The sequence below is a fragment of the Sphaerisporangium dianthi genome, assembly GCF_042654065.1.
GTDB classification, from domain to species: domain Bacteria; phylum Actinomycetota; class Actinomycetes; order Streptosporangiales; family Streptosporangiaceae; genus Sphaerisporangium; species Sphaerisporangium dianthi.
Window position 1 is genome coordinate 92,530 of the sequence record NZ_JBHSFP010000005.1, and the last position, 26,016, is coordinate 118,545.

The 26,016-nt window shown below is 71.3% G+C and carries 24 protein-coding genes; 12 read left to right on the top strand and 12 right to left on the bottom strand.

Going from position 1 to position 26,016, the window contains the following annotated elements:
* The first annotated feature begins 323 nt into the window (after positions 1-323).
* Complete coding sequence (locus ACFO60_RS10150; protein ID WP_380839464.1) at positions 324-476, top strand: hypothetical protein; 153 nt, start codon at positions 324-326, stop codon at positions 474-476.
* Between the two features lie 40 nt (positions 477-516).
* On the opposite strand, the gene ACFO60_RS10155 is transcribed toward ACFO60_RS10150, so the two are convergent.
* Entirely contained in the window at positions 517-1,743 is a 1,227-nt protein-coding gene (locus ACFO60_RS10155) for a PP2C family protein-serine/threonine phosphatase (protein ID WP_380839466.1), read from the bottom strand.
* A gap of 267 nt (positions 1,744-2,010) precedes the next feature.
* Here ACFO60_RS10155 and ACFO60_RS10160 point away from each other — a divergent pair, with 267 nt between their 5' ends.
* Positions 2,011-2,559 carry a DUF3558 domain-containing protein gene (locus ACFO60_RS10160; RefSeq protein ID WP_380839469.1) on the top strand — a complete coding sequence of 183 codons (549 nt, stop codon included), beginning with the start codon at positions 2,011-2,013 and terminating at the stop codon, positions 2,557-2,559.
* Positions 2,560-2,670: 111 nt separating this feature from the next.
* On the opposite strand, the gene ACFO60_RS10165 is transcribed toward ACFO60_RS10160, so the two are convergent.
* Positions 2,671-3,882, bottom strand: coding sequence for a sensor histidine kinase (locus ACFO60_RS10165; protein WP_380839471.1), 1,212 nt, complete (start codon positions 3,880-3,882; stop codon positions 2,671-2,673).
* Positions 3,882-4,550 (bottom strand): response regulator transcription factor, encoded by a 669-nt coding sequence (locus tag ACFO60_RS10170; RefSeq protein WP_380839473.1) that lies wholly within the window; start codon positions 4,548-4,550, stop codon positions 3,882-3,884. The genes ACFO60_RS10165 and ACFO60_RS10170 overlap by 1 nt, the downstream gene beginning before the upstream one ends.
* 348 nt (positions 4,551-4,898) lie before the next feature.
* Between ACFO60_RS10170 and ACFO60_RS10175 the strand changes: the two genes are divergently transcribed.
* The 5 genes from ACFO60_RS10175 (at position 4,899) to ACFO60_RS10195 (ending at position 9,051) form a co-directional block, all read left to right on the top strand.
* On the top strand, positions 4,899-5,978 hold the full coding sequence (locus tag ACFO60_RS10175) for an efflux RND transporter periplasmic adaptor subunit (RefSeq protein WP_380839474.1): 1,080 nt from the start codon (positions 4,899-4,901) through the stop codon (positions 5,976-5,978).
* 5 nt (positions 5,979-5,983) lie between these two features.
* A complete protein-coding gene (locus tag ACFO60_RS10180; RefSeq protein WP_380839932.1) occupies positions 5,984-6,742 on the top strand; it encodes an ABC transporter ATP-binding protein in 759 nt (252 codons plus the stop codon).
* Positions 6,739-7,965 (top strand): ABC transporter permease, encoded by a 1,227-nt coding sequence (locus ACFO60_RS10185; protein WP_380839476.1) that lies wholly within the window; start codon positions 6,739-6,741, stop codon positions 7,963-7,965. Before ACFO60_RS10180 ends, ACFO60_RS10185 begins: the two co-directional genes overlap by 4 nt.
* A 206-nt stretch (positions 7,966-8,171) precedes the next feature.
* Positions 8,172-8,507: a cupin domain-containing protein gene (locus ACFO60_RS10190; RefSeq protein ID WP_380839478.1), complete on the top strand. Its 336-nt coding sequence runs from the start codon at positions 8,172-8,174 to the stop codon at positions 8,505-8,507.
* 343 nt (positions 8,508-8,850) lie between these two features.
* Positions 8,851-9,051 (top strand): DUF397 domain-containing protein, encoded by a 201-nt coding sequence (locus tag ACFO60_RS10195; RefSeq protein WP_380839481.1) that lies wholly within the window; start codon positions 8,851-8,853, stop codon positions 9,049-9,051.
* Positions 9,052-9,208: 157 nt separating this feature from the next.
* On the opposite strand, the gene ACFO60_RS10200 is transcribed toward ACFO60_RS10195, so the two are convergent.
* Together ACFO60_RS10200 and ACFO60_RS10205 are read right to left on the bottom strand one after the other, a co-directional pair.
* Positions 9,209-9,445, bottom strand: a complete 237-nt coding sequence (locus ACFO60_RS10200) for a DUF397 domain-containing protein (RefSeq protein ID WP_380839482.1) — start codon at positions 9,443-9,445, stop codon at positions 9,209-9,211.
* Positions 9,442-10,281, bottom strand: a complete 840-nt coding sequence (locus ACFO60_RS10205) for a helix-turn-helix domain-containing protein (protein ID WP_380839483.1) — start codon at positions 10,279-10,281, stop codon at positions 9,442-9,444. Before ACFO60_RS10205 ends, ACFO60_RS10200 begins: the two co-directional genes overlap by 4 nt.
* Positions 10,282-10,513: 232 nt before the next feature.
* Between ACFO60_RS10205 and ACFO60_RS10210 the strand changes: the two genes are divergently transcribed.
* Positions 10,514-10,828, top strand: a complete 315-nt coding sequence (locus ACFO60_RS10210; RefSeq protein ID WP_380839485.1) for a DUF6247 family protein — start codon at positions 10,514-10,516, stop codon at positions 10,826-10,828.
* A gap of 69 nt (positions 10,829-10,897) precedes the next feature.
* On the opposite strand, the gene ACFO60_RS10215 is transcribed toward ACFO60_RS10210, so the two are convergent.
* Both ACFO60_RS10215 and ACFO60_RS10220 read right to left on the bottom strand, forming a co-directional pair.
* Positions 10,898-11,452 carry a hypothetical protein gene (locus ACFO60_RS10215; protein ID WP_380839486.1) on the bottom strand — a complete coding sequence of 185 codons (555 nt, stop codon included), beginning with the start codon at positions 11,450-11,452 and terminating at the stop codon, positions 10,898-10,900.
* Between the two features lie 146 nt (positions 11,453-11,598).
* The gene (locus tag ACFO60_RS10220; RefSeq protein WP_380839488.1) at positions 11,599-13,071 is read right to left on the bottom strand and encodes a serine hydrolase domain-containing protein; all 1,473 of its coding nucleotides are present in this window, start codon (positions 13,069-13,071) and stop codon (positions 11,599-11,601) included.
* 331 nt (positions 13,072-13,402) lie between these two features.
* On the opposite strand from ACFO60_RS10220, the gene ACFO60_RS10225 reads away from it, so the two are divergent.
* From ACFO60_RS10225 to ACFO60_RS10235, 3 genes are all read left to right on the top strand, one after another.
* Positions 13,403-14,782, top strand: coding sequence for a serine hydrolase domain-containing protein (locus ACFO60_RS10225; protein ID WP_380839490.1), 1,380 nt, complete (start codon positions 13,403-13,405; stop codon positions 14,780-14,782).
* A gap of 84 nt (positions 14,783-14,866) precedes the next feature.
* A complete protein-coding gene (locus ACFO60_RS10230) occupies positions 14,867-15,607 on the top strand; it encodes a MerR family transcriptional regulator (RefSeq protein ID WP_380839492.1) in 741 nt (246 codons plus the stop codon).
* A 257-nt stretch (positions 15,608-15,864) separates the two neighbouring features.
* Entirely contained in the window at positions 15,865-17,148 is a 1,284-nt protein-coding gene (locus tag ACFO60_RS10235) for an ArsB/NhaD family transporter (RefSeq protein ID WP_380839494.1), read from the top strand.
* A gap of 116 nt (positions 17,149-17,264) precedes the next feature.
* Here ACFO60_RS10235 and ACFO60_RS10240 read toward each other — a convergent pair whose 3' ends face one another.
* From ACFO60_RS10240 to ACFO60_RS10260, 5 genes are all read right to left on the bottom strand, one after another.
* Positions 17,265-18,368 carry a Gfo/Idh/MocA family protein gene (locus tag ACFO60_RS10240; RefSeq protein WP_380839496.1) on the bottom strand — a complete coding sequence of 368 codons (1,104 nt, stop codon included), beginning with the start codon at positions 18,366-18,368 and terminating at the stop codon, positions 17,265-17,267.
* Entirely contained in the window at positions 18,365-19,108 is a 744-nt protein-coding gene (locus ACFO60_RS10245) for a sugar phosphate isomerase/epimerase family protein (protein WP_380839498.1), read from the bottom strand. Before ACFO60_RS10245 ends, ACFO60_RS10240 begins: the two co-directional genes overlap by 4 nt.
* 219 nt (positions 19,109-19,327) lie before the next feature.
* Positions 19,328-22,591: an efflux RND transporter permease subunit gene (locus tag ACFO60_RS10250; RefSeq protein ID WP_380839501.1), complete on the bottom strand. Its 3,264-nt coding sequence runs from the start codon at positions 22,589-22,591 to the stop codon at positions 19,328-19,330.
* Positions 22,592-22,766: 175 nt separating this feature from the next.
* Positions 22,767-23,438 carry a response regulator transcription factor gene (locus tag ACFO60_RS10255; protein ID WP_380839504.1) on the bottom strand — a complete coding sequence of 224 codons (672 nt, stop codon included), beginning with the start codon at positions 23,436-23,438 and terminating at the stop codon, positions 22,767-22,769.
* Entirely contained in the window at positions 23,435-24,667 is a 1,233-nt protein-coding gene (locus tag ACFO60_RS10260) for a sensor histidine kinase (protein ID WP_380839506.1), read from the bottom strand. Before ACFO60_RS10260 ends, ACFO60_RS10255 begins: the two co-directional genes overlap by 4 nt.
* Positions 24,668-25,065: 398 nt before the next feature.
* On the opposite strand from ACFO60_RS10260, the gene ACFO60_RS10265 reads away from it, so the two are divergent.
* Entirely contained in the window at positions 25,066-25,929 is an 864-nt protein-coding gene (locus ACFO60_RS10265) for an MIP/aquaporin family protein (RefSeq protein WP_380839508.1), read from the top strand.
* The last annotated feature ends 87 nt before the right edge of the window (positions 25,930-26,016 follow it).

Sequence of the window (26,016 nt, forward strand, 5' to 3'; positions counted from 1 at the left end):
ATAGCGGTGCGCGGCCATGTCACTCGCGTCGGATTTTCGCCGACCATCGCATTGTCGACATTGATCCCTCATGTATTCGAAGATTCGGGTGAAAGCGCGCGGATCCTACTGCCCGATACGCAGCTCCGAGCGTGGCCGAACCGGCGACGTCGATTATCGAGGTCATATGGACGCCCGACTCATTGCCTTCACTTTGCCGCGGCCGGTGTTCTGGTGACGCCGGGTGCCGGCTTCGCCCTCGTGCCGCGCGACCCGCCGCGTCACCGGGCGATGGGGGTCCTGGCCGCCGCGCTCGGGACAGAGCCGCTCAGCGAGCATCTCGCATGAGCCCGTACCAAGGAAGACGACCATGTGGCACCGACCTGTGCGGGGGGACGCACGTGCGGCACCTCGGCATGCTGGCGGACGTGACGATCCGCTCCCTCAAGGCCAAGTCGGGCCGCCTGCGGATCGGCTACGACGCCGCCCACGCCTGACCGCAGGCGTGGCCGAAGCCCGGGGCCGAAGCCCGGGGCCCTAGGGGGACGGCGCCGGGTGGCGGTCGGTGGGACCGCGCCATTCGACGAGCAGGACGGTGGCGTCGTCCTGCAGTTGCTGGTCGTGATAGTCCAGAACACCGCGGACGAGCCGGCGCAGGGTCTCCTGAACATGGAGTCCGTCCAGCGCGCTTCGGATGACAAAGTCGACGAAACGGGGCAGCCCGAACTCCTGGCCGTGCACGTTGCGGGCCTCGGTGATGCCGTCGGTGTACAGCAGCACACGGTCGCCGGGCTGCAGTTGCTCCTGGCAGGGCACCCGGGGCAGCCCGAGGTCGAGGCCCAGGGGATGGGAGGGCCCGCACTCCAACGTCGCCACCCAGCGCCCGTCGCGGATCAGCACCGGCGGATGGTGGCCGCAGTTGACCCAGGTGAGCACCCCTCTCGGGGTGTCCAGGTTGCCCAGCAGCGCGGTGGTGAACCGCTCGTCGGCGCCGAACTCCTCCACCAGGACCTCCTCGATGGCCTCGGCGGTGGCGGGAAGGTCCTTGCCCTGGTGCCGGTGGCTCCTGCAGGCGGAGACGGCGAGAGTCGCGGTGAGACCGGCGGAGGCGTCGTGCCCCATGGCGTCGTAGATCGCCAGGTGCAGGATGTCGCTCGCCATGCCGTAGTCGAAGGCGTCGCCCCTGATGTTGTAGGCCGGCTCCAGCGCCCCGGCGACGACCACGTGGTCGTTGGCGAAGCTCAGGGGCGGCATCAGGTTCCACTGCATCTCCGCCGTGACGCTCATCGGGCGGGTCCGTATGAGCCGGGCGTAGGTGTCGCTGTGGGCGCGCTTGCTCGCCACCAGCAACGCCACGATCGAGGCCAGGCAGTGGATGTCCGTGAGGGTCCGCTCGGTGATCGCGTCCGCGCTGACGCGCATCACGCCGAGGCGCTTGATGCCGTCGAGCAGGGGCACCCACCACCACTCGGGACGGTCGTCCTCGCCGGTCTTCGCGACGACCTGGAGCTGCTGGAACGCCTTGCCGGCCAGGGTGCCGTCGACACGCAACTCGGCGGGCTGCGCGTGCTCGCGCCCGGGAAGCGGGAGCAGGCGCAGCGTCTCCTGCTGAAGATCGCTCAGGTAGACGAGCACGTCGCGCAGCCCGGCTCGCGGAGCGTGCTCGTCGAGCAGCTCCGGCAGCCTCTCCAGGGCCGACAGGCGGCCCGCCTCGGCCAGTGTGGCCACCAGGTAGGCGGCACCGGCGGAGAGCTTGCTCGGCATCACACGGCCCCCACTCCTCAGACATGAGGTGGCTTACCCGCGGCATATACAGACATGAGGTGGCTTACCCGCGGCATATACGAGGTGGTTTACCCACGATGGCGCACCAATCGGGGCATACCTTGCAAAACTTGGCCTTAGTGAAGGGAACGCCGCCTGATCGTCCGGGTGGGCGTGTCCGCCGCTTACCTCTCGCTAATCCCGTGCTCCGTAGACATGGTCTCGTCAGCCGGGCATCGGGCCCGGAGACACGAGGAGGAGGACGAGATGACAGTCCGGCGGCTGGCCTTGGTGTTCGCGTCGCTACCTGTGCTCGCGCTGGCCGGATGCGGAGGCCAGGTCAAGGGCACGGGCGTCGCCTCGGCCGACGGCGGCCCTTCGGGCCAGGCCGCCGCGACGGCCTCGCCCACGACGTCCAGCGACCCGCTGAAGTTCGCGCAGTGCATGCGCGAGCACGGGATCGACATGAAGGACCCCGTGGACGGCAAGATCCAGATCAAGGTCCAGAAGGGCCAGCAGGAAAAGATGGAGGCCGCGCAGAAGGCGTGCGGCAACTTCATGCAGGGCGGCAAGCGGATGGGGGAGGCCGACCCCGAGGCCAGGGACGCGATGCTCAAGTACGCCCGGTGCATGCGCGAGCACGGCATCGACATGCCCGACCCCAAGCCGGGCGAGGGCATGTTCCTCAAGATGCCGAAGAACGGCGGCGCGGAGGCCGAGAAGAAGCTCGAGGCCGCGCAGAAGGAGTGCGAGCCGTACCTGCCCGGCGCCGGCGGCCCGGGCGGCCCGGGCGGCCCGGCCGGACCGGGGGAATGACCTGCGCGAGTCGCGCCTGGACGGCGGGCCGGCCGCGCCGGCCGGCCCGGTGACCGGCCGCGGCCGAACGAACGGATCGGCCGCGGCTGAACGAGCGGCTCCGGCCGCGGATCACCTCGCGGCGGCGGGGAGGCGGGCCGCGGCCGGAGGACGGATGGCGGTGGGCAGGCGCACGGTGACGACCAGCCCGCCGTCCGGGCGGGGCGCGGCGTCCACCTGGCCGTCGTGCGCGGTCACGATGGCGCGGACGATCGACAGTCCGAGACCGGAGCCCTGCGCGGAGCCGACGCGTTCGCGCAGCCGGTGGAACGGCTGGAACAGGTCCTCGACCTCGTACGCGGGGATCACCGGACCGGTGTTCGTCACCGTGATGACCACGCCGCCCGACTCGTCGGACACCTCGACCAGCACCCTGCCGTCCTTGACGTTGTACTTCAGCGCGTTCTCCACCAGATTGAACACGCAACGCTCGACGAGCACCGGGTCGCCCGCGGCCGTCGCGGGGGACAGGCGGCGGTCCAGCGCGACCCGCCGCCGCCGCGCGACCGCCTCCAGCGCCTCCAGCACCCCGAGCGTGACCTCGTCCACCGCCACGGGCTTGCGCGCGACCAGCTCGTGCTCGGACCGGGTGAGCAGCAGCAGTCCTTCGATCAGCCGCTCGTGCCGGGCGTTCGTGCCGAGCAGCGCTTTGCCCAGGCGCACGAGGTCCTCGGAGGCGTCCGGTTCCTCCAGCGCCACCTCCAGCAGCGTGCGGTTGATCGCGAGCGGGGTGCGCAGCTCGTGCGAGGCGTTCAGCACGAACCGCCGCTGGGCGTCGAACGCGCGCTGAAGCCGGTCGAGCATGGCGTCGAAGGTGTCGGCGAGCCGCTTGACGTCGTCCCCCGGGCCGGCCAGCGCGATGCGCTCGTGCAGGTTGCTCTCCGAGAGCCGCTCGGCCGTCTCGGTCACCTGCCGCAGCGGGCGCAGGGCGCGGTCGGCGACCAGATGACCAAGGATGATCGCCAGCGCGCCGACCGCCAGCATGATGATCGCCGAATTCTGGAACAGGTCGCTGAGCACCTGCTGGCGGCCCAGGTCCAGTTGCGCGATCACGTCGCGCTGCACCTTCATCGCGAACACCATGGGCTTTCCCGTGGCGCCGCCGACGGACGGCAGCTGCGGTGCCGCCCCGACGAAGAACTCCCGCTCCAGCGCCCGGGCCGTGAGCAGGTAGGTCACCCACAGCAGCGTGGAGCCGGCCGCGAAGAACAGGCCGCTGTAGAGGATGGTGAGCCGGGTGCGCAGCCCGACGCCGCTCCACCACGCGCGCAGCCGCCGCCCCATCACCGCTCCCCTCCGGCCAGGCGGTATCCCAGGCCCGGCACGGTCTCGATGACGTCCGGCTCGCCCAGCTTCCTGCGCAGGGTGGTGATGGTCACCCGCAACGCCCCCGTCCCCGACTCCACGTTCTCGTCCCATGCCCGTGCCACGAGCCGCCGGGGGGTCATCGCCCCCCCGCCGGCCCGCATCAGCTCCGCCAGCACGGCGAACTCCTTGCGGGTGAGCGCGACCGGCTCTCCGTCCCGGTGGACCGCGCGGGCCGCCGTGTCCAGCCGCACACCGGCCCGTTCCAGGACGGCGGGACGGGCGGGCGCGGTCCGGCGGGCGAGCGTGCGGATCCGCGCGACCAACTCGGTGAACGCGAACGGCTTGACGAGGTAGTCGTCCGCGCCCAGCGAGAGCCCCGCCACCCGGTCGCCCACGCGCCCGGCGGCGGTCAGCATGAGCACCCGGCCGGCGGCTCCGGTGGCGGCCATCCGGCGGCAGACCTCGTCCCCGTGCAGCTCGGGGAGATCGCGGTCGAGCACGACCACGTCGTAGCCGGTGTGGCACAGACGCTCCAGCGCCTCGGCGCCGTCGTAGACCACGTCGACGGCGATCGCCCGGCGCCGCAGCCCGCGGGCTATGGCGTCGGCGAGTTCGTCCTCGTCCTCGACGACGAGCACACGCATCTGCGGTCCCCCTTCGCTGGCCTGACATGAGACGGACGCCTGCCCAGCGTGCCCCACCCGGCGTTAGCCACCGGTAAGCGCCCGCGTGCGGCCGCGGGTGATCGCCGGCGTGCGGCCGCGGGCGAGCGTCCGCGTGCGTCCGCGTGCGGCCGCGGGTAAGCGCCCGTACCCCGCCCGCGGATGATCGCTCGGACCCGCCACGGTGAGCGTCCGTGCCCCGGCCACCGGCAGGCGCCCGGCCCTCGGGCGCGCGCCGCGCTGCCGCTTACCCGCCGCTAATCCGCCCCTGACTAGAAATCCACCCATGCTGCCGGGCGTGCGTCCCCGCGGCACGGAGGTGACACGTTGGTGAGAGTTCGGCGCCTGGCCGTCCTGTCGGCCGGGCTGGGGGTGACCGTGACCCTGGCCGGAGCGGCGACCGCCGCCGTGATGATGAACTCCGGCGCCGGCGCGCCGGCGCCGTCCGCGTCGGCTGCCAGGAGCACGGTGGAGATCACCCGCGGGGACCTGGTGGACACGACCTCGGTCGACGGCACGCTGACGTACGCCGGTGAGCGGCGGGTCTACGCCGGCGCGCCCGGCACGGTGACGGCCGTCGCCCGGGAGGGGGCCACCGTCACCCGCGGCCACGCGCTGCTCAAGGTCGACCGCAGGCCGCTCGTGCTGATGTACGGCTCGATCCCGGCCTACCGGACGATGCGGCGCGGCGTCGTGGACGGGCCGGACGTCCAGCAGCTGGAGGCCAACCTCAAGGCGCTCGGCTACGGGGACGACATGACGGTGGACGGCGAGTTCACCTACGCCACCGACCAGGCCGTCCGTGAGTGGCAGGAGGACCGCGGGCTCGCCGAGACCGGCGCCGTCGCCGCGGACCAGGTGGTCTTCCTCAACGGCCCCGTGCGGGTGTCGTCGGCCGAAGTCGAGGTCGGTGACGCCGTGGCCCCGGGCCGGCGTGTGTTCACCGTCACCTCCACCCGCCGCACCGTCCACGTCGACCTCGACAGCGACTACCAGTCCATGGCGAGGAAAGGAGCGCCGGTGACCGTCGAGCTGCCCGGAGGGCGGAAGGTCAAGGGCACGATCAGCAGCGTCGGCACGGTGGCCAAGTCGAGCGGCGGGGACGACCGCGGCGAGGACGAGGGAGCGACCATCGACGTCGACATCACGTTGAAGTCCCCCAAGAAGGTCGGCCGGTTCGACCAGGCGCCGGTCACCGTCGCCATGGAGAGCGAGCGGGCCGAGGACGTGCTGTCGGTGCCGGTCGAGGCGCTGCTGGCCCTGGCCGAGGGCGGCTTCGGCGTGGAGGTCGTCGAGGGCGCCTCCTCGCGCTACGTCCGGGTCGAGACCGGGAAGTACGGCGGCGGGCGCGTCGAGATCACCGGCTCCGGGCTGGCCGCCGGCACGAAGGTCGGGGTGCCGGCGCAGTGACCGCCATCGTCCGGCTCACCGACGTGCGCAAGGTCTACGGCGGCCACGTGGAGGCGCTCCGAGGGGTGAGCCTGGTCATCGAGGAGGGCGAGCTGCTGGCCATCGTCGGCCCGTCCGGATCGGGCAAGTCCACGCTCCTGCACATGATCGGCACCCTGGACCGGCCGACGACGGGAAGCGTCCGCATCGCCGGCCACGAGATCGGGGGCCTGTCGGACCGGGAGCTGTCGGCGCTCCGCGCCCGGTTCCTGGGGTTCGTCTTCCAGCAGTTCCACCTGGCGCCGGGCACCACCGCCCTGGACAACGTGGCCGACGGCTCCCTGTACAGCGGGCGGCCGCTGCGCGAGCGGCGCGAACGGGCCGCCGCCGCCCTGGAACGGGTCGGCCTCGGCCACCGGCTCGGGCACAAGCCGCACCAGCTGTCCGGCGGGGAGCAGCAGCGGGTCGCCGTGGCCCGCGCCGTCGTCGGAGACCCGCCGCTGCTGCTCGCCGACGAGCCCACCGGCAACCTGGACTCGGCGGCCGGGGCCGAGGTGCTGGAGATCCTGCGCGCGCTGCGCGCCTCGGGCACCACGGTGGCGATCATCACCCACGACATCGACATCGCCGAGCGGATGCCCCGCAGGGTGCGGGTCAGAGACGGCCTGATCGCCGCCGACGACGGCCCGCCGCCCACCCGTCCGCCCAGCGCCGCGCAGACCGAGGAAGAGCCCCCGATGACCGGCACGAACGCCGCGCACGAGGCCGAGGAGACTCTCCGATGACCGGGACGACCGCCGTGAGGAGCGGAGGCCGCGCCGCCCGGCTGACGCCCGCCCGGCTGACGTCGCGCGACGTGCTGAGGGTGGGCGCGGCGGGGCTGCGCACCCGGCCGGCGCGGGTGGTGCTGTCGGCGCTGGGCATCGCGATCGGCATCGCCACCATGGTCGCGGTCATCGGCATCTCCGCCTCGTCGCGGGAACAACTGCTGCGCGAGCTGGACCGGCTGGGCACCAATCTGCTCACCGTCGCGCCCGGACAGACGCTCTTCGGAGCCGACGCCAAGCTGCCTAAGGGAGCGCTGGACATGGTGCGCCGCATAGGCCCCGTCACCAAGGCGGGCGCGACCGGGCGGCTGGACGCGAGCGTCCGCCGGACCGACCGCATCCCCAAGGAGGTCACCGGCGGCATCGCCGTGCAGGCCGCGGACGAAGGGCTGGCCGCGGCGCTGGAAGGCACCGTCCGGCAGGGCACCTGGCTGAACGCGGCCATCGCCCGCCGACCGGCCGTGGTGCTCGGCTCGGTCGCCGCGAGCCGGCTCGGCATCGAACGGGCAGGGCCGCGCGTCTGGATCGCGGGCCACTGGTTCAAGGTGGTCGGGATCCTCGACGCGATGCCGCTGGCGCCGGAGATCGAGCGCTCGGCCCTGATCGGCTGGCCCGCGGCCGAGCGCTACCTGGGCTTCGACGGGCACCCGACCACGATCTACGAACGCTCGCCTGACGAGGCCGTGGAGGCGGTCAGCGGCGTCCTGGCGCGCACGGTGAACCCGGAGAACCCTGACGAGGTGCAGGTCAGCCGGCCGTCGGACGCCCTGACGGCCAAGGCGGCGGCGTCGGGCGCCTTCACCAACCTCCTGCTCGGCCTCGGCGCCGTGGCACTGCTGGTCGGCGGGGTCGGCGTGGCCAACACCATGGTCATCTCGGTGCTGGAGCGCCGCAAGGAGATCGGCCTGCGCCGCTCGCTCGGCGCGACCCGCGGCCAGATCAGGGTTCAGTTCCTCACCGAGTCGCTCCTGCTGTCCCTACTCGGCGGGGTGGTGGGCGCCGTGCTCGGCGCGGGCGCCACGGCGGCGTACTCCCTGGCCAAGGGGCTGCCGGTGGTGGTGCCCCCCTGGGCGGTCGGCAGCGCGGCGCTGGCGGCCCTGCTCATCGGCACCCTCGCCGGGATCTACCCCGCGATGCGCGCCGCCCGCCTCGCCCCCACCGTCGCCCTCGCCGCCACCTGACGGAGACCACCGGGCCGGCCTGACCCGATCGCAACACAGGGGACCGGAAAAGGTGTCAAACGGCTGACGCGGGTAGACGCGCAACGGGTACGCATGGAGATGTGAGCCTCCATCGTCCCGCGAGACCATCCGGTCAAGCCGCGGCGGACCTGGAAGCGGGCGCGCACGCCGGACCGGCCGCCGTGCCGAACACGAGGGGATACACCGTGACGCAGAAGTTCTCGTTGGTGGCCATGGCCCGTCAGCAACTCGACCGGGCGACGGAATCGAGCGGCGGGCACGCGGCCGGCACGATCGTCGGCGGGCACGAACGCGTGCTGCGGCAGACGCTGATGGCCTTCACCAAAGGGGCCGAGCAGAGCGAGCACCAGGCCAACGGCGAGGCCACCGTCTACGTCCTGTCCGGCCGGGTGCGCATCATCGCGGGCGATGACTCCTGGGAGGTCATGACCGGCGACCTGCTCGTCGTCCCCGACGCCCGCCACCGCCTCGAGGCCCTGGAGGACTCCGCCATCCTCCTCACCGTCGCCATGCCCCGCTGACCCCTCGGCCCCCTGAGCCCGCCGGTCACATCGCGGTCAGGGGGGCCGGCGGATCCGTCGGCGTCGAGTATTGCCGCTGCTCCAACAAATGGTGCCTTCGGCGCGTTTTTCTGAGGCGGTTCTCGTCCGCCGTCGCGCGGCGTCTCGCTGTGTCATGTCAGCCCTTGATAGCAAGCCCGCTGAAGCCCCATCGTCGCCCTGCATCCCGCTCACCGTGCCGCGCGACAGCCTGCCCGGCTCGCAGGGCGAACGCTCGAAGATTGTTTCAGAGATAACGCGGTGCGTGCTGAGGCTCTACCGTTCAAACAGTCACTCCGCCTCATACGGGAAGTGGTGAACTAAAGTGAGTGACCTTTCGGGCGCACACTGGCGTAAGAGCACCTACAGCACAGACAACGGCAACTGTGTCGAGGTCGCGTCGAACGTACCGGAAATCATCGCGGTCCGGGACAGCAAGAGCACGGTGTCCGGAGCCCTTGTCCTGCCGCCGGCCGAGTGGTCCGCGTTCCTGGGCGCGCTCAAGAACGGGGAAATGATCGCCTGACAGCTGCGACCATGCACGAGACGGAGGAGCCCTGGCTCGGCCCTCCTCCGTATTCCAGCGCCCTCCCGCACCCCATTACTGCCCTGTGCCCTCGGCATGGCCGACGACGGGTTCGCCTGGCAAGAGGACACCATGTCCCCCAGAAGGCGCACAGCGATCATCGCCGGGGCGAGTGGCCTTCCGGATCGGGGTTGAGTTGCCCGTTCGCCTTCACATGGTGAAGGAAGACATGCCACTCGGCCCTGCCGACGACCAGTGCGGGGCGGGCGCGAGCCTTGCTGTCCCGCACGCCGTACCTGCCTTCGGTCAGGTAGGCCACCTCGACACAGTTGCTGCCATCCCCTCCCGAGAAGCTCGACTTGTGCCACTGAACGCCGCTGAGTTCCTGGGTCACGTGGTCCACCTCCGCAACGACTCCTTGATCATGTCGAGCGACTCCCGCCGGGGCAGCGCATCTGCTCGGATCACACCGTGTCTGAATGCTAGACCGCGAACCTCGGCGGTTCGATCGCTCACCCGGTCCTCAGTACTTTGCGAGTCGATATAAGCGACGGAGGCGGGATGCCCCGGCATGTCGGCGACCATGAAGCTGCCCAACAGGCCGACCGTGCCATAAGCGGCGTAGGGGAGCACCTGGAGAGAGACTCGCTTGCTTTCGCCCCACTCCAGAAGATGGTGTAGCTGGTCACTCATCACATCAGGGCCACCGACTGCTCTATGTAGGACACTTTCGTCCAACACCCCCCACAACATGGGGGGCATTGACCCCTGCAGGATCTTCTGCCGGTCAAGTCGTGCGTGTATCCGTTCCTCGACCTGCTCCGGGGTTGCACAGGGCTCATTCGCGATCAGGCCCCTCGCGTATCCTTCGACTTGGAGCAAGCCCGGGACCATGGAGAGTTCCCAAATGTGCAGTGCTTCCGCTTCGCGTTCGTAGTCGAGCCAGGGGCGGAACCAGTGGGGTAGCTGGGCGGCGGCGCGGTTGAGGCGGTCGAGGAATCCCGTGAGCGTACTTCCGATCCCGAGAGCCTCGTCCACTCGCTGCGCCAGGTCCATGGTGGGCGGACGGTGACCATTTTCGATCATGCTGAGCTGGCTGATCGACAGGTGGACGGCACCACAGAGTTGGCGTTGGGTGAGCCCCACGGAAAGTCGGAATTTACGTAGTTCGGTACCGAATTGTAGGGATGGAGATACGGACGGATACGGTTCTAGGGGGACAATCACCACCGATCCCTTTCCTCTCGGCGCCCGGTGTGTCACAGGCATCATGCTGCGGAGTCGCAAACCATGGCTAAGAGGTTCACCTGACTGTGAATGCGATGCGAACCTCGAATCGCCATTACGGATCGCCGGTTGTTCGGCGCTGTAATCGGGTCCGTCGAGCCCGGCGTGCGGTCCTGCCTGCCGTTCTTGCGCACGACACGCCCGCGCGCTGATTACCCGTACGTAGGCTGACCTCATGAGCGCGCAGCCTGTCCATCAAGAGGACCCGCACGACCCCGAAGTGATCCTTCGGGACTTGCCTCAGCGGGAGCGCGAGGAGTTCCTGCGGCAGTATCAGGCCGCGGTCGACGCCGTCCGCGAGCCCTCCGGCTACCGGGAGTTGCAGCGCCTGTTGCGACACTGGACCTTGGTGGTGGTGGCCGCCGACCAGCCCGATTACTACGAGGAATTGGAGGCGGTGAAGAACGGCACGGCCCGCACGGTGCCGATCGAGGCCGCCGTCCCCGGCTGGGAGGAGCGCGTCGCCGTGGCACGGGCCGCGCGGCGATGATCTGTCGGGTCGAGTTCAGCGTGGGAGTCCACCGGGTCGTCGTGCGCCTCACGATCGGGTGAAGCGAGATCAGGCGATCGGGGTCACCAGCGAGCGCAGCAGTTCGAGCCCCCGAGGGCCGTCGTAGACCCGTTCGGGTACCAGGTAGCGGTTAGGACCGGCGAGGCGAATCTCCTCGTCGCACACCGGCAGCAGGACGAGGTTCAGCGCGAACGGCCGCGCCCTGCGGCCCAGCGCCCTCTCGACCTCGGTCACGACCTGACTGGCCCGCATGTCGTGATGCGGGCCCGCCTCTAATCCGGCGCGCATGCGGGCAGTGTGCCACTGATGTGCTTCCATCCATCGTTCAGTGACAACCTGGCGCAGCGCGGGCCAGTCGTGCAGGCCGGAGAATGCCGGTGGTGTGAACGACAGCGCCACCGGAGGGTTCGAGAGATCGAACGGCAAGGTCAGCGGGCCCGCGTTGACCAGCGACCGCCACCAGGTCAACCAGCCCTCGGCCAGTTCCACGGCGTCCGAGGGGTCTGTACTCCGATTCGGTAGCGGTTCGACGGCCGGCGGTCCAGGCACCACGCCCTCCGTCTCCACCTCGATGCGTTCGGCGGCGCGGAACCACAGCGCCATGTCATACGGATCCGACCACCGGTCGATGCCGATCCTCCACGACATCGAACCCGCTAACTGCATCGCCGCTCCTCTCTGCGGACGCTGCGGCCGCCGACTCCTGGTCGGCTCAGCCACAGGCGTCCTGCGAGCTTGGCCGTTGTCGTCTATGCGACGTCGGGGCGGGTCATCAGGGGGGAGCGTAGATGCATCGCCAGGCTGGGGTTGGTCAGGGGGGTGGTGTGCCACGTCGCCATGGCCGTCTCCGTGTCGGCGTCGAGTACGAGCCGGACCCGGTGCGGGGTGGTGATGACGTGGAGGTCGGCGACGAACGTGTCGCCCTGCCAGGCGCCGGCCGCGACGACCGGGCGGCCGAGCGGCGAGCTTTCCCGCCATTGGCCATGGCCGGCCTCGACGTCGAGGAACGCCCCGAAGCGCAGGAGCCATCCACCGTCCACGGGATCGACGATCACAGTGGTTCCGTCGGGCAGAGCCGAATCCCCGGCGGAGGCGTCGAGTCTCGCCTTGACGGAACGCTGCGGGGCGGCCGAGCAACGCTGCGGGGCGGCCGAGTAATGCTGCGGGGCGGCCGAGCCCCGCACCGGCGCGAGTGACAGCCGCCGCAGCCGATCGGCGAGGATCTCGTCGTCCCGGGTGCTCGCCGCGTGGTCCACGCCGGGCAGCAGGCACTCCCAGATCGCGTCGAGCATCGCCTGCGCCTGCGTATGGCCGCCGGTCACGGCGACCACCAGATCGTGCGAGGGGACGACCACGCATTGCTGGCCGAAGGAGCCGTCACCGTGGTAACCGTGACGCGACATCCAGAACTGGTAGCCGTAACCGCGAAGGTAGTCGGCGTCCCCCGATCCGTCCTCGGACGGCAGCGTGTCGATGTGCCGTCTGGTCGCGAGCTCCACCCATTCGCGCGGGACGAGCCGCCGGTCGCCCCACAGGCCGCCGCGCAGCAGCAGTTCACCGAAAGCGGCGACGGCCTCGGTCGTGAGGTGCAGTCCGTGGAATCCGAAGGCGGCGCCGCTCGCCACCCGGTCCCATTCGGCGTGGTCGACGCCCATCGGCGTGAAGAGGCGCTCGTCGAGCAGTTCCGGCAGGCCACGCCCCGTGACCCGTTCCACCATCCGGGCCAGGACGAAGGTGGTCGCATTGTCGTAGACGTGCCGTGTTCCCTCGGCCGCGAAAAACGGTACGCGCAGGAAGCCCTTCACGAGGTCGCCCGGCTCACGTCGCCAGGCCTCGGCGAGGCTGTCCGTGCGGTGCCCGGCCGTCATGGACAGCAGGTGGTGAACGGTGAGGCGGCGTCCCTGCTCGGAGATGCCGGCGGGAACGTGGTCGGGCAACACCTCCACCACCCGATCGTCCAGTGAGAGCAGTCCGTCGGCGATCGCGAGCCCCACGGCGATCGAGGTGAACGACTTGGTCAGCGAGTACAGAAGGTGAGGGCGCTCGGCCGAGTACGGCGCCCACCAGCCTTCGGCGACGATGTGACCGTGGCGTACGACCATGAGGGAGTGACACTCGACGGATCGCGCTTCAAGCCGGTCCAGCAGCGCGGCGATCGAACGGGACGACATCCCCGAGGCGGCCGGTGCCGACCGTGGCAGCAGGGCGCGCTGAGAAGGCATCCAGGCACCCTAACAAAACCGCCCGATCGAGTCGGTTCTTCGTCTCAGCCACGACGGTGTCTCGGCCATGACGGTGTCTCGACCGCTTCGTTGACGAGTTCGCGGCGGTAGATGAGCGCGGTCGCCAGGGCCGGGCGTAGCCGGGTCAGGGCAACGGTTCGGCTGAGCCAGATCGGCGTGTGAGGAAAAGTCGCCGCGAAGCTTGACCTTGCCCTAGGGGCAGGGTTCGAGCATGGCTGACATGAACGCGATCGAAGAGGCAGCGAACCACCGGGACGACCGTACGACCGGCCTTGCGGCCGGGCGTGCCACAAGGGAGAAGGGGAATGGGATGGCACACGAGGAGCTGTCCGAGTTCGTCGCGGCGACGGCCGCGCGGTTCGGCATCCCCGGCGTCGCCGTCGGGGTGTGGGCGGACGGTCAGGCCTCCTACGCGTGCCACGGCGTGACGAGCGTCGACAACCCGTTGCCCGTCGATCAGAACACGCTGTACGAGCTGGGCTCGGTCACGAAGACCTATACCGCGACCGCGCTGATGCGCCTGGTCGCCGAAGGCCGGGTCGAACTGGAGGCGCCGGTTCGCCGGTACGTGCCTGAACTGGTCCTCGCCGACGAGCGCGCCGCGGCGGAGGTCACGGTGTCGCAGCTGCTGAACCACACCTCGGGGCTGGACTGGGCGATCCTCGTCGACACCGGTCAGGGGGACGACGCGCTGGCCGTTCATGTGGCGCATATGGCCGGGCTGAACCTGATCGCGCCGCCCGGCACCAGGGCCTCCTACAGTCAAGCAGGATACAACCTGGCCGGGCGGGTCATCGAGAAGGTCACCGGCCTGACGTACGAACGGGCCGTCGCCTCACTGGTGCTCGAGCCGCTGGGGCTGTCGAACAGTCTCTACACCACGAGTGAGATCATGACGCGGCGGTTCGCCGTGGGCCACAACCCCGGCGAGGACGGAACCCTGTCCGTCGCGCGGGGGTGGAGCCGCTGGCGTGCCAACAACCCCGGTGGTGGCCTGATGTCCTCGGTGGCGGACCAGATCCGCTGGGCTCGGTTCCATCTCGGTGACGGGCGCGGCGAGGGCGATGCCCGGATCCTGCCCACCGAGGTGCTGCACCGGATGAGGCGGCCGACCGTGGAGTTGCGTGGCACCACGCTCGGCGACGCCTTCGGCATCTGCTGGTTCCTGCGCGATGTGGACGGTGTCCGCACCGTGGGGCACGGCGGATCGGCGCACGGCCAGTTCGCCGAGTTGCTGACCGTGCCCGAACGCGATTTCGCCGTGGTCTCGCTGTCGAACGCCGGACCGAACGGCATCCCGTTCAACCAGGCCGTCGTCCGCTGGGCGCTCGAGCACTACCTGGGCGTCGTCGACCGCGACCCGCAGCCGCTGCCCTACGACCCGGCGCGGGCCCGGGAGGTCGCCGGCAGGTACGACAACGACGCCATGACGCTCGTCATCGCCGCGGGCCCGACGGGGATGACGCTCGAGGTCGGGATCAAACCGGAGATCCGGGCCGCGTCGGACAGCGAGATGCCTCCGGACTACGCGCCGGCCGCCATGGGCCTGCTGCCCGGCGACGGCGACGAGTACATCATCACCGAGGGCGGCTTGCAGGGGCAGCGCGGCTTCTTCACCCGCGACGAGGACGGCGTGATCATCGGCATCGACCTCGCCGGCCGGATGTCCAAGCGGGTGGCGTCGGCCTGAACGGTCACGCCGCGCTCCGCCGTGGTATTCACGACATGACGAACGTCCCTGGACGGTGGGCTGGTCGATGGGAGACCGACGCTAATGATCACTATTGGCCGGCTCGCCGCTTACGCGGGCGTGACGATCAAAACCGTGCGTCACTACCACGAGCGCGGACTGCTGGCGGAGCCGCCGCGCGACGCGTCGGGCTACCGGCGCTACAGCGCCCAGCACGCCATCGACCTGGTCAAGATCAAGACGCTCGCCGAGGCCGGCGTGCCGCTCGCCCGCATCAACGAGTTGCTGGCCGCCGACCCCGACCGGTTCGGCGAGGCGATCACCGAGATCGATCGCAACCTGCAGGCACGGGCCGAGGAGCTCCGCCGCACCCGGGAGCGGCTCGCCCAGCTCAACGCCGGCGACCGGCTGTTCGTCTCCGCGGAGGTCGCCGACTACCTCGACCGGCTGCGGCGCATGGGCGTCAGCCGGCGCGCGGTGCGGATGGAGCGCGACGGGTGGATCCTGCTGCGGTCGGTCTCGCCGGAACAGGCGGCGACCTGGTTCGCCGACAAACACGACGCGATCGGCGACCCGGAGTTCCGCGCCATCTACCTCGACTACGACGCGGCCTTCGACTGGCCCCCCGACGATCCGCGCCTCGACGCGCTGGTCGACCGCGCCCAGCGGTGGATGGCGGCCCGCAGGCCGGCCACGCCCGAGGGTGGAAAGCCGCCGGTCCCCGACCCGGCCGCGGCCCAGTTGATCGTGACATCGGCCGGCCCCTCCTCGCCGGCCTGGGACAGGCTCACCGAGATCGCCAAGGAGCGCCAGGAGGGACGATGAACCACAGGGCGCGGACCGGGGGGCGGGAGGCGGGACGAGGAACCGCAGGGCGCGGGCCGGGGGGCGGGAGGCGGGACGAGGAACCACAGGGCGCGGGCCGGGGGGGCGGGACGCCGGGCGGGTGAGGTCGTCCACCGGCTGGTCGTAGCGGGTGCGGCGGGGGTTGGTAGGGTGCTCGGGAAGTTGTGAGGTGTGCCGGGAAGTCTGGTCGGCGGTTCTGCTGGCATTGCCCAGACCGGCTCCCGGGAGGTTCGCCTGTGATCGCGATCGCGGCCGTCGTCGTCTTCGTCGCCGTCTACGCCCTGATCGCCACCGAGCGCGTCCATCGCACCGCCGCCGCCCTCGGCGGGGCCGGGCTGATGCTGCTGATCCACGCGGTGGACGGCCGTTCGGCGTTCTTCTCCGAGCACTCCGGCATCGACTGGAACGTCATCTTCCTCCTGCTCGGCATGATGGTCATCGTCGGCGTGCTGAAGCAGACGGGCGTGTTCGAGTACGTCGCGATCTGGGCGGCCAAACGGGCGAGAGGGCGGCCGTTCCGGCTGATGGCCATGCTGGTCGTGATCACCGCCCTGGCGTCGGCCCTGCTGGACAACGTCACCACCGTGCTGCTGGTCGCCCCGGTCACCTTCCTGGTCTGCGAGCGGCTCTCGCTGCCGGTGGCGCCGTACCTGATCGCCGAGGTCATGGCGTCCAACATCGGCGGCACCGCCACGCTGGTCGGCGACCCGCCCAACATCATCATCGCGAGCCGCGCCGGGTTCACCTTCAACGACTTCCTGGTCCACCTCGCGCCGTTCATCGTCGTGCTGCTGGTGGTGTTCGTCGGCCTGTGCCGGTGGCTGTTCCGGTCGGCGTTCGTGTACGACCCGGTGCGGGCGGTGCAGATCATGAAGCTGAACGAGCGGGAGGCCATCCAGGACCACCGCCTGCTGGCGCAGAGCCTCGCCGTGCTCGCCGTGGTGATCGCCGCTTTCGTCCTGCACCCCGTGCTGCACTACGAGCCCGCGGTCGTCGCCCTCCTGGGCGCCGGCCTGCTCGTCGCCGCGACCAGGGTGACGGTGGAGGAGGCGATCCGCGACGTCGAGTGGGCCACGCTGGTGTTCTTCATGGGCCTGTTCGTCATGGTGGGCGCACTGGTGGAGACCAGGGTCATCGGCCAGATCTCGCAGTCGGCGGCCTCGGCCACCGAGGGCAGGCTTCTCCCGGCCACGATGGGCCTGCTGGGAGGGTCGGCCGTGCTGTCGGCGATCGTGGACAACATCCCCTATGTGGCCACCATGAGCCCGATCGTCGCCGACCTGGCGCACGCGAGCGGGCCGTCCGGCGACGTGCTCTGGTGGGCGCTGGCCCTGGGCGCCGACCTCGGCGGCAACGCGACGGCGGTGGGCGCCTCGGCCAACGTGGTCGTGCTCGGCATCGCCGCCCGCAACGGCGTCCGCATCAGTTTCTGGGAGTTCACCAAGTACGGCCTGGTGGTCACCTTCGTGACGGTGGGGCTGTCGGTCCCCTATCTGTGGCTGCGCTATCTCGCCGGTTAGCCCGTGCGCCGGCCGCCTGCGCCGCCGCAGCGCGGGCCGCCTGAGCCGCCAGGCCGCCGGGCCGCCGCGCGCGGGGCGGCGCGCGGTGGTCCCGGAAGCGGAGTGGTGTCCGGCGATCAGTGGAGCGTGGCCTCCTCGGGGCTCCAGCCGGCCGGCAGCGGTTCGGGCGCGCGGACGGTCGTCGACAGGTGGCGGAACTCGCCGTGCTCGGCGGAGCCGGCGATGGCGGTCATCGTCTCCAGCACGTGCAGCGCCAGCGTCCCCGAGGCGCGGTGCGGCACGTCGCCGCGCAGCGCCCGTGCCATGTCGAGCACGCCCAGCCCGCGCCCGACGCTGGTGCCCTCCACCGGCAGATCGCGCCAGTCCTCGTCGCCGGCGGCGCGCACCTTCAGCGGCCCGCCGAAGGTGTTGGGGTCGGGCAGCGACAGGCTGCCCTCGGTCCCGATGATCTCGATCGTCGTCACATTGGCGGGGGAGTCGAAGCTGAACGTCGCGGACGCGCCGGCGCCGCCGGCGAAGTCGAGCAGCGCCATGACGTGCGTGGGCACCTCGACGGCGAAACGCGTGCCGCCCTTCGGGCCGGAGCCGATCACCCGGAACGGCCGGGCCTGGCGCGCGGTGGCCGCGACCTTGCCCACCGGTCCGAGCATGGCGACCAGTGCCGTCAGGTAGTACGGCCCGATGTCGAACAGCGGGCCCGCCCCGTGCTGGAACAGGAACTCGGGGTTGGGGTGCCAGGACTCGGGGCCCGGGCTCTGCATGACGGCGTTGGCGGCGACCGGCGCGCCGATCATCCCGGACGCCAGGGCCCGCTGGGCCGACTGCAGGCCGGCGCCGAGGAAGGTGTCGGGCGCGTTGCCGATCCGCAGGCCGCGCTCGGCGGCCTCGGCCAGCAGCTTCTCGCCCTCCTCGGGGCTGAGCGTGAGTGGTTTCTCCCCGTAGACGTGCTTGCCCGCGCGCAGTGCGGCGGTCGCCACGGCGGCGTGCGCGGCGGGGATGGTGAGGTTGACGACGATCTCGACCTCGGGGACGGCCAGGACGGTGTCCACGTCGCCGGACACCGGGACGCCGTGCGCGCTCGCCTTCTCCCGCGCCCGGGCGACGTCGAGGTCCGCCACGCCGAGCACCCGGACGTCGGGGAAGGTGGTGAGGTTGCGCAGGTAGGCGTCGCTGATCGCTCCGGCGCCCACGAGGGCGACGCCGACGGGCCCGCCGGTCACGCGCGCTCCAGCCGGGAGAGGTAGGCGTGGCTTCGGTCGAGCGCCTCGTAGATGTCGGTGTCGCAGTTGTCGAGCTCGACGATGCGCAGGGCGCCGGGGGAGGCGGCGAGGTAGCCGGGCACCGGCATCACGCCGTCGCCGACGGCGGTGTGCGGGCGGTCCTTGACGCCGGGCCCGTCCTTGACGTGCAGGGCCAGGACGCGGTCGCCGAGCCGCCGGAGCAGCGCGGGCACGTCGGCGCCGCCCACGGCCGCCCAGTACGTGTCGACCTCCAGGAATACGCGCGGGGCGAGCGACTCGGCCAGCACCTCGAGGGCGTGGGAGCCGTCGATCTTCGGCTCGATCTCCCACCAGTGGTTGTGGTAGCCGAGCCGCATGCCGTACCGGTCGGTGTGCTCGGCCAGGCCGTTGAGCAGGTCGGCGGCGCGGGCGATGCCGTCGCGGGTGGTGAAGTCCTCTTCGGCGATCCCGCCGGGGATGATCACCAGGTCGGCGCCGATGGTGGCGACGGCGTCCAGGACGGCGTCTGGCTCCTGCGAGAGCAGGGCGTAGGCGTGCGTGCTCGGCACGGTCAGCCCGAGGTCGTCGGCGGTCCTGCGGAAGCCCTTGGGGTCGTCGGTGGGGTCGTAGGCCTCGACGGCGCCGTACCCGATGCCCGCTATCCGCCGTAACACGTCGTCTCGATCGACCTTCATCTGGTTACGAACGGTGTAAAGCTGCACGCCCAGCGGCTTCACCATCGGGAGGGAACCTCCTGCTCCAGGGGAGCGCAGTGCCTGTGTCGGCACTCCGCGTAACAACCGGTGATTGCTACCCAAAGACGCTAAAACGCCAGTTTTGAAATGACAATGGGGAGTTCTGTCCCGAACTGGCGAAGCGCCGGTCGCCGCGAGGACGACCGGCGCTTCGCCGGGCGGTCGGGCGAGCCGGACGCGTTCGACGGACGGCTCGCCGGGTGGTCAGGCGGAGCCGGACGCGCTCACGGCCGGTTCGCCGGGAACCTCCTCCAGCGGGGGCGGCGTGGCCGCCCCGCTCCGGCGGCGCTCCCGCCGGACGCGGGCCTTCTCCTTGCGGTTCTCCGCCATCGTGTACAGCGTCGGCACCAGCACCAGGGTGAGCAGCGTCGAGCTGATCAGGCCGCCGATCACCACGATGGCCAGCGGCCGCGAGATGAACCCGCCTCCCTCGGTGATGCCGAGCGCCATGGGCAGCAGCGCGAAGATCGTGGCGAGCGCCGTCATCAGGATCGGCCTCAGCCGCCGCCGTCCACCCTCGATGACCGCCTCGTTCAGCGGCATGCCCTGCTCGCGATACTGGTTGACCAGGTCCATCAGGACGATGGCGTTGGTGACGACGATGCCGATGAGCATCAGCATGCCGATCATCGCGGCCAGGCCGAGCGAGGTGTCGGTCACCAGCAGCAGGCCGATGGCGCCGGTCGCCGCGAACGGGATCGACACCAGCAGCAACAGCGGCTGCATGAGGCTGCGGAACGTCGCCACCATGACGAAGAACACCAGCGCGATGGCTGCCACGAGCGCCAGCCCCAGGTTGCCGAACGCCTCCGCCTGGTCGGCGCTTACGCCGCCGATCGTGTACGAGGCGCCCGCCGGGAGGCTCAGCCCGTCCAGCCGCTTCTTCAGCTCGGCGCTGGTGGCGCCGAGGTCGGCGCCGGTGGCCTTGCCGGACACCGTGGCGCTGCGGTCGCCGTCGATGCGGGTGACCGTGACCGGCCCGTTGACCTGCTTGACCGTCGCGACGTCCCGGAGTTCGACCTTGCCGGGGAGTTCGAGGTCGCGCAGGTCTGCCTGCGAGGCGGGCGCCGGCCCCGGGCGGAGCACGACGTCGGCCGTGCCGCCGTCAAGGACGAGCTGGGTGACGGTGGTGCCCCTGAACGCCTGCGCCACCGTCTGCCCGATGACGACCTCGCTGAGGCCCTTTTCGGCGGCCTTCCTGCGGTCGACCGTGACTTCGATGCGCGGCGCGGTGTCGGCCGCGCTGCTGGTCACCTCGGCGACGTCCGGCACCCCGGCCATGGCCTGCTGGACGGTCCGCGCGGCGGTGCGCAGCGTGTCCAGCTCCGCGGCCCGCACGACGACCTGCAGGGAGTTGCCGCCGAAGCCGCCGGCCTGGCCGACGGTGACCTCGCCGATGCCCGGGGTGGCGGCGAGCCGCTCGGTCAGCCGCCGCTCGACCGCGGCCACGTCGGCGCCCTCGCGCAGCGTCAGGGAGTGGCTGGCCCGGGAGGTGCCGCCACCGCCACCGCCGCCGCGGCCGCCGGAGCCGAAACCGATGCCGGTGCCGCCGCCCACGGTGACCTGGGAGGACTGCACCTCGCTCGTTCCGGCGACGACCTGCTCGACCTTCTTGGCCATGGCGTCGGCCGCCGCGAGCGAGGTGCTGACCGGGAAGCCCTGCCGGATGTTGAGGGTGTTCTGGCCGGAGCCGTCGATGAAGCTGGTGCGGAGCATCGGCACCAGGCCGAGGGTGCCGACGAAGATCACCAGAGCGATCGCGACCGTGGTGATCCGATGGCGGGTGGCGAAGCGGATCACCGGGACGTAGGCCCGCTGGAGCAGGCCGCGGCGCTCCTTCTCGTCCGCCGCCTGCCGGACGGCCTCGGTGGCGCCGCCCTTCGGGGCCTTCATGAACCAGTAGGCCAGCACGGGGACGACGGTCAGCGCCACCAGCAGCGAGGCGAGCAGCGCCACCGTGACGGTGATCGCGAACGGGCTGAACAGCTCGCCCACCAGGCCACCGACGAAGGCGATGGGCAGGAACACCGCGACGGTCGTCAGCGTGGAGGCGGTGACCGCCCCCGCCACCTCCCGCACGCCGTTCTCGACGGCCCGGCGCTTGCCCTCGCCGTACGACAGGTGACGTTTGATGTTCTCCAGGACCACGATGGAGTCGTCCACCACCCGGCCGATCGCGATCGTGAGCGCGCCGAGGGTCAGCATGTTCAGCGAGTAGTCCTGGATCCACAGGGCGATCAGGGCGATCAGCACCGACAGCGGGATGGACACGGCCGTCACGATCGTGGACCGCAGCGAGAACAGGAACACCAGGATCACCAGCACGGCCATGGCCAGGCCGAGCAGTCCCTCCGTGGTGAGACTCTCGATCGCCTGCTCCACCGACGGCGCCTGGTCGAAGATCACGGTGAAGCGGGTGTCGTCCCCGAGCGAGGCGGCCAGGGCGGGCAGCTTCGCGCGGATGTCGTGGGAGATCGACACGGCGTTGCCGCCGGGCTTCATGGTGACGGCGACGCCGAGGCTGGGCCTGCCGTTGGTGCGGGTCAGCGTGGTGGAGTCGGCGACCCCGAGCTTGACGTCGGCCACGTCGCCGAGCCGCACGGGCTTGGGCTTGGCGGGCGCCCGCGAGGCGCCGGCTCCGGCGGAACCGGCGGAACCGGTGGCTCCAGACGCTCCGGGCAGACCTTGGCCGCCCGGCCGCTGCTGCCCCTGGCCTTGGGCGGCGGCGGGAGGGGCGAGGTAGAGGTCCTTGATGTCCCGCACCGAGCCGAGCTTGGTGCCCACCTGGACGCTGAGGGACTTCTGCGACCGGGTCAGCGTGCCCGCGGGCAACGGCGTGCCGGCCGACTGGATCGCCGAGGCGATCGCCGAGGCGGTCAGCCCGCGTTCGGCCAGCTCGTCCTCGTCGGGCTCGATGGTGATCACTTCGCCGCGCGTGCCGGAGACCGTCACGTCGCGCACCCCCTCGACCCCGGTGAACGCGGGGACGACCTCGGAGGACAGCCGGTCGGCCAGCCGCCGCTGGTCGCCGGTGGAGGAGGCGGCGAGCTGGATGACCGGCAGGTCGTCGGTGCCGCCCGAGACGGTCTGCGGGTCGACTCCGTCGGGCAGCTGGGCGGCCACGCGGCCGATGGCCTGCTGGATGCGGTTCTGCGCCCCGTCGATGTCGGTCCCGTAGTCGAACGTCACACTGATCGACGAGCTGGACTCGCGGGAGGTCGAGTTCACCCCGGTCACGCCGGCCAGCCCGCGGACGGCGTCCTCCAGCGGGCGGGTCACGCCGTCCTCGACGATCTGCGGCGCCGCGCCCGGGTAGGCCGCGACGATCGACACGGTGGGGAAGGAGAGCGACGGCAGGAGCTGCTGTTTGAGCGCGGGGATGGTGTACACGCCGAAGGCGGCCACCACGATCGTGATGAGGGCGACCAGGCCGCGGTTGGCGAGGCTCAGTCTGGCGAGTAACGACATCGGTCCATCTCTTGTCGGATTCGGTGGGGGGCGGCCGGCGTCCGTGGGTGGGGGCGCCGCTCGCGGTGAGGCCGGTCGCCCGGCCACTCTTCAAGACTCATCGCCGCCGGGGCGCGGCAGGTCCGTCGCTGGGAGGGTCTTGTCCTACCACGAACGCCGTAGGCGGCCGGGACGGCTACCGCGCGCGAGGGTGCACCAGGCCGGTCTCGTACGCGATCACCACGAGCTGGGCGCGGTCGTGAGCACCCAGCTTGATCATCGCCCGGTTGGCGTGCGTCTTGGCGGTCATCCGGCTGATGCCGAGGTGGTCGGCGATCTCGTCGTTGGTCAGTCCGCCGGCGACCAGCGTCATCACCTCGCGCTCGCGGTCGGTGAGCACGGCCAGGTGCTCGGGGGTGTGTTCCATCCGCGCCCCGGGCGCCGACAGGAAGCGGGCGATGAGGCCCTTGGTGGCGCCGGGGGAGAGCAGGGCGTCCCCGCGCGCCACGACGCGGATGGCGTCCTGCAGCTCGCCGGCCTCGACGCCCTTGCCGAGGAACCCGCTGGCCCCCGCGCGCAGCGCCGCGAAGACGTACTCGTCGATCTCGAAGGTGGTCAGCACCAGCACCCGCACCCCGGCGAGGCCGGCGTCGGAGGTGATCGCCTGGGTGGCGGCCAGGCCGTCCATCTCGGGCATCCGGATGTCCATCAGGACCACGTCGGCCCTGGTGTCCCGGGCGAGCCGCACCGCCTCGTGGCCGGTGTCGGCCTCCCCGACCACCGTAAGGTCCGGCGCGGAGTCGACCAGGACGCGAAAGCCGGCCCGCACCAGCGCCTGGTCATCGGCGAGCACGACGCGGACGGTCATACGGCGCTCGCCGCCGGCACGGGCAGGACGGCGTGGACGCGGAACCCGCGGCCGGGGACGGGGCCGACGCTGAACGTCCCTCCCACCGACAGGGCGCGCTCGCGCATGCCCACCAGCCCGTGCCCGGCGCCGGAGGCCGGGGCCGCGTCCGGCCCGCCGTCCCCGTCACGGAGGCCGCCCGGGCGCGAGGCGCGGCCCCGGCCGTCGTCGCTGACCTCGATGGTCAGGTCGCGCTGCCCGTACGCGATGCGCACCCGGGTCGTGGCCGGTCCCGCGTGCTTGCTGACGTTGGTCAGCGCCTCCTGGACGACGCGGAACGCCGTCAGCTCCACCGGGGAGGGCAGCGGCCGGGGCGTGCCCTCAAGATGGCAGTCGACGTCCAGCCCCGCCGCCGTGAACGACGTGATCAGCTGGGGCAGGCGGTCGAGGCCGGGGGCGGGCTCGGTGGGCAGCTCCTCGGCGCTTCCCGGACGGCGCAGCAGGCCGACCGTGGTGCGCAGCTCGTCCAGGGCCGCCCGGCCGGCCAGGCGGATGTGGCCGAGCGCCTCGCGCGCCTGCCGCGGCTCGGCGTCCATCACGTGCGAGGCCACCTGCGCCTGGACGTTGATGAGCGCGATGTGGTGGGCGAGCACGTCGTGCAGCTCGCGGGCGATGCGCAGCCGCTCCTCCATGACCCGCCGCTCGGCCTCCTCCTCGCGGGTCTGCTCGGCGCGGCGGGCGCGTTCCTCCACCGCGGCGACGTACGCGCGGCGGCTGCGCACGGCGTCGCCGACGGCGATGGCCATGCCGATCCACGCGACCTGCCCGACCACCTGCGAGGTGAACCAGGGGTCGCCGGACAGGACGATGCGCGTGCCCGCCAGGATGAGCGCGGCGATCGCCCCCGACGTCCAGGAGACGCGGCGCGGGGTGTGGACGGCGAGGGTGACCAGGGCCACGGCGGCCACCAGGTCGAGCGGGCCGCGGAGGCCGCCGGTGACGAGCTGCGCCACCGAGCCGGCGACGGCCACCGCGGCGACCAGGCGCGGCGAGGCGCGCCGGAACACCAGCGCCACGCCCATCGCCCCGGCGAGCGCCACCGCGCCCGGGGTGGGCGGAAGGTCCATGCGGAACCGGTGGCCGGCCGGCGGCCCGAGGACGGTCGCCACGAACGCCAAGCACGCGATGAAGGTGTCCACCAGGTAGGGGTGGGAACGAGCGGCTTCGCGCAGCCGGGTGACGCGACTCACGTCCCCTACCGTACGGCCGCGGCGGCGCGCTCTCCTCGTCCGGGAGGACCGTTCCGCGCTACCGCGATCGCTGTACGCCCATCGCCGAAATTTTTCACCACGCCGCCGTCTCGGGGTGGAAATCCTCCGTCAGATCTTCATAATCGGGAAACGTGATCGGTGCGGAGATCGAGGACGACGGACGGCTCGTCGAGGAGGCCGCGAACCATGCCCAAAGACTTCTTGACCCGTTCGTGGACATGGCTTTCTCCTCCTTGGGTGCACTGTTGGTGCAGGTCAACAAAGCGCATGGGGTGGTCAGGCGCCCGTGCGATGGCCGATCGTGCGGCCCGTCATCATCGCCTCCGCGGAGGTCTTGCGACAACGGCGAGTCGTACGGCGACACGTGAGGAGACGACATGGCCGGACCTAGAAGACCCCCCAGCCTGCTCGGTGAGCTGGCCGCGGAATTCGCGGGCACTCTGATACTCATCCTGATGGGAACGGCCGTCGTGGCGCAGGTCGTCGCGGGCGGCATCGGCGATCACGACAGCATCGCCTGGGCGTGGGGCCTTGGCGTGACGCTCGGCGTCTACACCGCGGGCCGCATCAGCGGCGCCCACCTCAACCCGGCCGTCACGCTCGCCCTCGCGGTGTTCAAGGGCTTCGAATGGCGCAAGGTGCTGCCCTATTCGCTCGCCCAGACCGCGGGCGCGTTCGTGGCCGCGCTCCTGGTCCGGTGGAACTACAGCGAGGTACTCGCCAGCGTCGACCCCGGCCACACGATCAAGACGCAAGGGGTGTTCTCCACGCTGCCCGGCAACGGCACGCTGCCGGTGACCGAATGGGGCGCCTTCCGCGACCAGGTGATCGGCACGGCGATCCTGCTGTTCCTGATCCTCGCGATCACCGACGTGTCCAACAGCGCCCCGGGGGCCAACCTCGCCCCCTTCGTGATCGGTCTCCTCGTGGTGGCGATCGGCATGGCCTGGGGCACCAACGCCGGCTACGCGATCAACCCGGCCCGCGACTTCGGCCCGCGCCTGGCCTCGTTCCTGACCGGGTACGGGACGGCCTGGCGAGATCAGTACGGCAACCTCTACTTCTGGGTGCCCATCGTGGCCCCGCTCATCGGCGGCGTGCTCGGCGCCGGGCTGTACAAGGTCCTGGTCGGGCGCTTCCTGCCCGCGCCGGGCGAGGCCGAGCCGGGTACCGTGCCCACCGAGGGGGAAGCGTCCGCGAAGACCCTCGGTCGCGAGCGGCACGACGGCAGCACGGTATGACGCCGTCAAGGGCGCGGACGCCGCGGACGGCGCGGACGCGTGAAGGGCGTGGACGCGTGAACGGCGTTAAGGGCGTGAAGGCGTGAA

Bases quoted from the DNA above. Each gene is read 5' to 3' on its own strand.
- ACFO60_RS10215 (WP_380839486.1), bottom strand. From the start codon at position 11,452: ATGGCGCTGTGGTTCCGCGCCGCCGAACGCATCGAGGTGGAGACGGAG.
- ACFO60_RS10155 (WP_380839466.1), bottom strand. From the start codon at position 1,743: ATGCCGAGCAAGCTCTCCGCCGGTGCCGCCTACCTGGTGGCCACACTG.
- ACFO60_RS10265 (WP_380839508.1), top strand. From the start codon at position 25,066: ATGGCCGGACCTAGAAGACCCCCCAGCCTGCTCGGTGAGCTGGCCGCG.
- ACFO60_RS10220 (WP_380839488.1), bottom strand. From the start codon at position 13,071: ATGCCTTCTCAGCGCGCCCTGCTGCCACGGTCGGCACCGGCCGCCTCG.
- ACFO60_RS10160 (WP_380839469.1), top strand. From the start codon at position 2,011: ATGACAGTCCGGCGGCTGGCCTTGGTGTTCGCGTCGCTACCTGTGCTC.
- ACFO60_RS10250 (WP_380839501.1), bottom strand. From the start codon at position 22,591: ATGTCGTTACTCGCCAGACTGAGCCTCGCCAACCGCGGCCTGGTCGCC.
- ACFO60_RS10185 (WP_380839476.1), top strand. From the start codon at position 6,739: ATGACCGGGACGACCGCCGTGAGGAGCGGAGGCCGCGCCGCCCGGCTG.
- ACFO60_RS10165 (WP_380839471.1), bottom strand. From the start codon at position 3,882: ATGGGGCGGCGGCTGCGCGCGTGGTGGAGCGGCGTCGGGCTGCGCACC.
- ACFO60_RS10150 (WP_380839464.1), top strand. From the start codon at position 324: ATGAGCCCGTACCAAGGAAGACGACCATGTGGCACCGACCTGTGCGGG.
- ACFO60_RS10255 (WP_380839504.1), bottom strand. From the start codon at position 23,438: ATGACCGTCCGCGTCGTGCTCGCCGATGACCAGGCGCTGGTGCGGGCC.
- ACFO60_RS10170 (WP_380839473.1), bottom strand. From the start codon at position 4,550: ATGCGTGTGCTCGTCGTCGAGGACGAGGACGAACTCGCCGACGCCATA.
- ACFO60_RS10210 (WP_380839485.1), top strand. From the start codon at position 10,514: ATGAGCGCGCAGCCTGTCCATCAAGAGGACCCGCACGACCCCGAAGTG.
- ACFO60_RS10245 (WP_380839498.1), bottom strand. From the start codon at position 19,108: ATGGTGAAGCCGCTGGGCGTGCAGCTTTACACCGTTCGTAACCAGATG.
- ACFO60_RS10225 (WP_380839490.1), top strand. From the start codon at position 13,403: ATGGCACACGAGGAGCTGTCCGAGTTCGTCGCGGCGACGGCCGCGCGG.
- ACFO60_RS10230 (WP_380839492.1), top strand. From the start codon at position 14,867: ATGATCACTATTGGCCGGCTCGCCGCTTACGCGGGCGTGACGATCAAA.